We start from the raw sequence: 6,514 nt of genomic DNA, 5'->3' as shown, positions 1-6,514 counted from the left end.
GGGCGGTGCGGCATGTGACCGGCGAAGGCCGGGTGATCGGATACGAGGCGGATCACCTGACGCTGGTGCAGGCCGACAAGCTGCGGTCGTTGCTGAACCCGGCGGGGATGATCGACATTGCCCCGGCCTCGATGCAGCAGCGGATGCGCAAATCCAGGGCCGAGATCGACCTGATCCGCGCCGGTGCGGCGGTGGCCGATGTCGGGGGATACGCCATCCATGACGCTGTCAAGGTCGGCGCGCGCGAGATCGACATCGCCATGGCCGGGCGCGACGCGATGGAGGTCGAGATCGCCCGCCGCTTTCCGGATGCCGAATATCGCGACACATGGGTCTGGTTCCAATCGGGTCTGAACACCGACGGCGCCCATAACCCGCTCACCGCGCGGGTGCTTCAGCATGGCGATATCCTGTCGCTGAACACCTTCCCGATGATCTCGGGCTATTACACCGCGCTGGAGCGCACCTTGTTCGTCGGCACGGTGGATGCAGCGTCGATGGCGATCTGGCAGGCCAACGTCGCGGCGCATGAATTTGGCATGTCTCTGCTGCGGCCCGGCGTGTCCTGCGCCGAGGTGACCGAACAGATCAACGGCTTTTTTGCCGAACGCGACCTGCTGCAATACCGCAGTTTCGGCTATGGCCATTCGTTCGGGGTGCTCAGCCATTATTACGGGCGCGAGGCCGGGCTGGAGCTGCGCGAGGATATCGACACCGTTCTGGAACCCGGCATGGTCATCAGCATGGAGCCGATGTTGACCATTCCGCAGGGGCTGCCGGGGGCGGGCGGATACCGTGAACATGACATTCTGATCATCACCGAAAACGGTGCCGAGGACATCACCGGATACCCCTATGGCCCCGCTTATAACGTTGTAGGGTAACGGACATTCCCCTAGGTTAAGCTTGAAAGACTGGTTTTTCTGCAGCGCGGCGCTATATAGCGATAACTTTTTACGCGCAGGGGGAGGATAACCTTTGAGCGCTACGGCACAGATTCGCGTCCCGACACCGATGGACCTGAAGGCCCGAAAGGGCCAGGAACCTCTGGTTTCCTTGACCGCTTATACCACTCCGATTGCCCAAATGGTCGATCCGCACTGCGATTTCGTGCTGGTCGGTGACAGCGTCGGCATGGTGCTGCATGGCCTTCCGTCGACCCTTGGCGTGACGATGGAGATGATGATTCTTCACGGTCAGGCCGTCGCCCGTGGCCTGAGCCGGGCGATGATGGTCGTGGACATGCCCTTTGGCAGCTACGAAGAAAGCCCCCAGCAGGCGTTTCGCAATGCCTCGCGGATCATGGCCGAAACCGGCTGTGCCGCGGTCAAGCTGGAAGGCGGCGTCGAGATGGCCGAGACCATCCGCTTTCTCACCCATCGCGGTGTGCCGGTGATGGCCCATATCGGTCTGACCCCGCAGGCGATCAACACGCTGGGCGGCTATACCGTTCAGGGCCGTGGCGCAGATGCGCAGCGCATTCTGGACGATGCCGACGCGGTGACCGCCGCTGGCGCGTTTTCGGTGGTGCTGGAAAAAGTGCCCGCCGCGCTGGCCGATCAGATCACCGCACGGATCGACATTCCGACGATCGGGATCGGGGCCTCGGCCGGGTGTGACGGTCAGGTTCTGGTTGTTGACGACATGCTGGGCCTGTTCACCGCGTTCAAGCCGAAATTCGTGAAACGCTTTGGCGCGCTGGGCGAAGCAGGCGATGCCGCCGTGGCCCAATATGCCGCCGAGGTCCGCGCCCGCACTTTTCCGGGGCCAGAACACGTGTTCAGCGACAAAGTGCCGGAGACCAAGAAATGAAGCTGGTCCATACGCTGGACGAGCTGCGCGCGATCACCCGGACCTGGCATCAGGCCGGCGAGGTGATTGGCATTACCCCGACCATGGGCGCGCTGCACGAAGGTCATCTCAGCCTTGTCCGGGCTGCCAAGGCGGGCTCGGATCGGGTGATCACGACGATTTTCGTCAACCCGACCCAGTTCAACAGTGCCGACGATCTAGAGAAATATCCGCGCACGCTGGACAGCGACAGCACGCTGCTGGCGCCCTTGGATGTCGACGTGATCTATGCGCCGACCGTCGATCAGATGTATCCGGATGGCTTTGCCACCAGTATCTCGATCTCGGGCGTGACCGAAGGTCTGTGCGGCACGCATCGGCCCGGTCATTTCGACGGCGTGGCCACCATCGTCGCCAAGCTGTTCCTGCAAACCAGCGCCGACCGCGCGTTCTTTGGTCAAAAGGATTTTCAGCAGTTGCAGGTGGTGAAACGCCTTGCCGCCGATCTGAATATCCCGGTCGAAATCACCGGCTGCCCCACCGTGCGCGAGGCCGATGGTCTGGCACTGTCGTCACGCAACGTGCGCCTGACGCCCGAGGGCCGCAAGGTGGCGCCGGCGCTGTATCGCGCCATGCAAGAGGCGGGCGCGCGGATCAAGGCGGGCGATCCGGCGGCTGCGGCATTGCAGGCGGCTCAGGCGGCCCTTCTGGACGCCGGGTTTACCGAGGTCGAATATCTGGAACTGCGCGCCGAAGACGGTCTGGCGCCGCTGGACAGTCTCAGCCAACCCGCGCGCATTCTGGCGGCGGCATGGCTGGACGGCGTGCGCCTGATCGACAATATCGCGGTGGCCTGAGGCGTCTTAACGGCGCCTCTTGCCCAGCCAACCCATTAACCGACCCCAAAGACCACGCGCCTTGTCGCGCGCGGCATCGGCGCGTTCGTCAACCGCATCCCATGTCTCTTCGGCATCTTCCAGCAGCGGGTCGATCGTGCGCTCGCGGAACTGCGCCCAGACCCGCCACAAGAACGCAAGCAGCGCCACCAGCAGCGTCAGGATAAAGATATTCAGCACCGGGATCAGCCGCACCTCCGGCCCGTCCACGGGTTTGACCCCGACAGCATTGGGATAGATCGTCAGGAATTCATTGCGCCAGCCATAATGGCGCACCGCCACCCATTGCGGCGCCTCTTTGGTCGAGACCAGATCCCGCGCCTCGGCCTGCAGGTTCGAACTGTCCAGCTTGAAATAGGGCGGCCAGCCCCAGCCGGTATCCTCGTTGCGGTAAACGATGGGTTTGCCGTTGGGCCGGATGGCCTCGATAAAGCGCACATCGCGGTTGGTCGTCGTGCTGGCGGTGCCAACATCGGGCGCCGCCCAGAAGATCGAGTTTTCACCGAAATCGACGCGCCGCACCTCGGTATTCACGATCCGAACGATGTCGCGTTGTGGCAGGGTGTAATGCAGAAACCCGAAAACCAGCAGCGCGATCAGCGCAAGAAACGTCCATTTTACATACCGCATCAACCGGCCTCACATGAAATTCGTAATATAGATCAGGACCAGAACCGTCAGCGTCGGCACCACGATCACGCCCCAGATCAGCTTTTTGCGCAGCGAATGTTCATAGGCCGCCATGCCGGTTTCGATATAGTCATCGCGGTCCTCGGCTGCGAGAGTGCCTTCGGAAATCTTTTCCGCCGCCCGGTCCTCCAGCTTTTCCCGCCGGACCGAGCGCGAATAAACCGACACCATGACATACAACAGGATCAGGGCCAGTGCTCCGAACCCGGCCAGCCGTAACAGTCCCAGCATTCAAACGTTCCTTTCCGGCGGCACCCGTTGGGCCGGACGCCACGACCCTCAATCCAATTGATACCCGCGTTGCGGCGGATTGGCGACCGTTTCGCGCGGTTTTGACCCCTGCTTTGCCGCATTGCCCAAGCCGGCGCGCGGCGCTAGGCTTTGCCGCATGAACACCCCCCTTGATACCGCCCTTTGTGCCGCGATTGATGCCCGCCGCGACGATCTGACCGCACTGTGTCAGGATCTGATCCGCATCCCGACCCTGAACCCGCCGGGGCTGAATTACCGCGAGATCTGCGACTATCTGGCCGAACGGCTGGCGCGCTCGGGGTTCGAGGTCGAATTGGTCCGGGCCGAAGGCGCCCCCGCTGACAGCGCCAAACACCCGCGCTGGAACATCATCGCCCGCCGCGCGGGCACCCGCCCCGGCGATTGTGTCCATTTCAACAGCCACCATGACGTGGTCGAGGTCGGCCACGGCTGGACCGTCGATCCCTTCGGCGGCGAGGTCAAAGACGGCCGCGTCTATGGCCGTGGCGCTTGCGACATGAAAGGCGGGCTGGCCGCCAGCATCATCGCCGCCGAGGCCTTTGTCGACACCTGCCCCGATTTCGCCGGCGCGGTCGAAATCAGCGCCACCGCGGACGAGGAATCCGGCGGCTATGGCGGCGTCGCCTATCTGGCCGAGCAGGGTTATTTCAATCCCGACCGGGTGCAGCATGTCATCATCCCGGAACCGCTGAACAAGGACCGTATCTGTCTGGGTCATCGCGGTGTCTGGTGGGCCGAGATCGAAACCAAAGGCCGCATCGCCCATGGCTCGATGCCGTTTCTGGGCGACAGCGCTATCCGCCATATGGGCGCGGTGCTGGACCAGATGGAGGCGGTGCTTTACCCGCTGTTGGCCTTGAAAACCACGGCGATGCCGGTGGTGCCCGAAGGCGCACGGCAATCGACGCTGAACATCAATTCGATCCACGGCGGCGAGGCCGAACAAGAGGCCGATTATACCGGCCTGCCGGTGCCCTGCGTCGCCGACCGCTGTCGCATCGTGCTGGACCGGCGCTTTTTGATCGAAGAGGATCTGACCGAGGTCAAAGCCGAAGTCACGCGCATGCTGGAAGGCATCAAGGCCAGCCGCCCGAATTTCCAATACGACATCCGCGATCTGTTCGAGGTCCAGCCCTGCATGACCGCCGCCGACGCGCCTGTGGTCACCACTGTTGCGCAAGCGATCGAAAAGGTGCTGGCCCGCACGCCCGATTATGTGGTCTCGCCCGGCACCTATGACCAGAAACATATCGACCGCATCGGCAAGCTGAAAAACTGCATCGCCTATGGCCCCGGCATTCTGGATCTGGCCCACCAGCCCGACGAATGGGTCGGCATCGACGATATGGCGGACAGCGCCAAGGTCATGGCGCTGACGCTGGCCGAACTGCTGGCCCGCTAGTCTTTTTCTTGGTCTAAATACTCATTGTGGCACCGCCTCCGGCGGGAGTATTTGGCCCAAGAAAAAGAGCTATTCGCCATACGGCACCCAGATGGTTTTGACCTCGGTCGCGGCACGCAGGAATTCGCGGCCTTCGCCTTGTGGGCCCGACCAGTCGCGGGCGGGCGCGATCCATGTGCGTTTGAGGTTGCCGGCCGAGGCGGCCTCGATCTCGCGCGCGAGGTCGGTTGAGGAAAAGCTCCAGACCGCGTCGATATTCAGGTGGCTGGCCAGCGTGGGCGCCAGATCAGCGTGGCTGCCGGTGACGATATTGACCACGCCGCCGGGCAGGTCCGAGGTGTCGAGCACCTGATAGAAATCGGTGGCGGCCAACGGCAAGGGTTCGCTTTGCACCAGAACGCAGGTGTTGCCCATGGCGATCGCCGGGGCCATGACCGAGATCAGCCCCAGCAGCGGCGCCTGATCCGGACAAAGCGCACCGATCACCCCCACGGGTTCGTTCACCGCCAGCGCCATGCCACGGATCGGCACCGCCACTGTCGCGCCGTCGAATTTGTCGGCCCATGCGGCATAGGTGAACAGGCGGCTGATGCTGGTGTCGACCTCGGCGCGCGCGGATTTCGCGGTTTGGCCGGTCAGGGCGCGCAGGCGGGTGGTGAAATCCTCGGCCCGGGCCGACAGGTTTTCGGCGATGTAATACAGGATCTGCGCCCGCAGATGCGCGGTGGATTTCGCCCAGCCTTTGGCGGCGTGAGCGGCCTCGACCGCGTTGCGGATGTCTTTGCGGTTGCCAAGGCCGACATGACCCAGCAGCGCGCCGCGCGGGCCGTGGATGGCGCGGGAATAGCCGCCATCGGGCCGGGCCTGTTTGCCGCCGATATAAAGCTTGGCCGTGCGGTCCAGCGGATCGGCCCGTTCGGGCGCGTCGGGGGCGCGGCGCGGCAGGGCCGGTTTCAAAGCTTTGCCCGTGGGTGCCGGTTTCAGATAGGCGTGAATCCCGGCCCAGCCGCCCTCGCGCCCGAAACCGCTTTCACGCACGCCGCCAAATCCGGCGGCGGCGTCAAACAGGTTGGTGGCGTTCACCCAGACCACGCCCGCGACCAGCTTGGGCGCGATGTCGAGGGCGAGGTTGATGTTTTCGCTCCAGACTGTCGCGGCCAGCCCATAGCGGGTGTTGTTGGCGATCTCGACCGCCTCGGCGGGGGTGCGGAAGGTGGTGCCGACCAGCACAGGGCCAAAGATTTCCTCTTGCATCAGCCGCGCGGCAGGGGCGAGGCCGGTGATCAGCGTCGGTGGGTAATAGCAGCCCTGTTCGGGCAGCGGGCCGGGGGTGCGGAAAAGCTGGCCCTCGGCGGCGCCCTGATCGACCATTTCTGTCACGCGGGCCAGTTGCACGGGGTCGACCAGCGCGCCGATGTCGTTGGTTTTGTCCAACGGATCACCGATGCGCAGGGTCGCCATC

At 63.7% G+C, this 6,514-nt stretch carries 7 protein-coding genes; 4 read left to right on the top strand and 3 right to left on the bottom strand.

Going from position 1 to position 6,514, the window contains the following annotated elements; all coding sequences use genetic code 11:
* From ABYW26_RS08795 to panC, 3 genes are all read left to right on the top strand, one after another.
* Positions 1 to 884: M24 family metallopeptidase (locus ABYW26_RS08795; protein WP_372604408.1), on the top strand; the 884-nt coding region annotated here is incomplete at its 5' end.
* Between the two features lie 94 nt (positions 885 to 978).
* On the top strand, positions 979 to 1,812 hold the full coding sequence (gene panB, locus ABYW26_RS08790; protein ID WP_372604407.1) for a 3-methyl-2-oxobutanoate hydroxymethyltransferase: 834 nt from the start codon (positions 979 to 981) through the stop codon (positions 1,810 to 1,812).
* Entirely contained in the window at positions 1,809 to 2,648 is an 840-nt protein-coding gene (gene panC, locus ABYW26_RS08785; RefSeq protein ID WP_372604406.1) for a pantoate--beta-alanine ligase, read from the top strand. The genes panB and panC overlap by 4 nt, the downstream gene beginning before the upstream one ends.
* 6 nt (positions 2,649 to 2,654) lie before the next feature.
* Here the strand turns inward: panC and ABYW26_RS08780 are convergent, their stop codons facing one another.
* On the bottom strand, positions 2,655 to 3,317 hold the full coding sequence (locus ABYW26_RS08780) for a DUF1523 family protein (protein ID WP_372604405.1): 663 nt from the start codon (positions 3,315 to 3,317) through the stop codon (positions 2,655 to 2,657).
* A 9-nt stretch (positions 3,318 to 3,326) separates the two neighbouring features.
* Positions 3,327 to 3,608, bottom strand: a complete 282-nt coding sequence (locus ABYW26_RS08775; protein WP_372604404.1) for a hypothetical protein — start codon at positions 3,606 to 3,608, stop codon at positions 3,327 to 3,329.
* Between the two features lie 157 nt (positions 3,609 to 3,765).
* On the opposite strand from ABYW26_RS08775, the gene ABYW26_RS08770 reads away from it, so the two are divergent.
* On the top strand, positions 3,766 to 5,052 hold the full coding sequence (locus ABYW26_RS08770; protein WP_372604403.1) for an acetylornithine deacetylase/succinyl-diaminopimelate desuccinylase family protein: 1,287 nt from the start codon (positions 3,766 to 3,768) through the stop codon (positions 5,050 to 5,052).
* 69 nt (positions 5,053 to 5,121) lie between these two features.
* On the opposite strand, the gene ABYW26_RS08765 is transcribed toward ABYW26_RS08770, so the two are convergent.
* On the bottom strand, positions 5,122 to 6,514 hold a 1,393-nt coding region (locus ABYW26_RS08765), incomplete at its 5' end, for an aldehyde dehydrogenase family protein (protein WP_372604402.1).

The organism is Actibacterium sp. (genome assembly GCF_041584535.1).
GTDB lineage: Bacteria > Pseudomonadota > Alphaproteobacteria > Rhodobacterales > Rhodobacteraceae > Actibacterium_D.
This window is presented reverse-complemented; position numbering and strand designations above follow the sequence as displayed.

Coding starts and splice junctions, on each gene's coding strand:
- ABYW26_RS08770 (WP_372604403.1), top strand. CDS start 3,766: ATGAACACCCCCCTTGATACCGCCCTTTGTGCCGCGATTGATGCCCGC.
- ABYW26_RS08780 (WP_372604405.1), bottom strand. CDS start 3,317: ATGCGGTATGTAAAATGGACGTTTCTTGCGCTGATCGCGCTGCTGGTT.
- panC (WP_372604406.1), top strand. CDS start 1,809: ATGAAGCTGGTCCATACGCTGGACGAGCTGCGCGCGATCACCCGGACC.
- ABYW26_RS08775 (WP_372604404.1), bottom strand. CDS start 3,608: ATGCTGGGACTGTTACGGCTGGCCGGGTTCGGAGCACTGGCCCTGATC.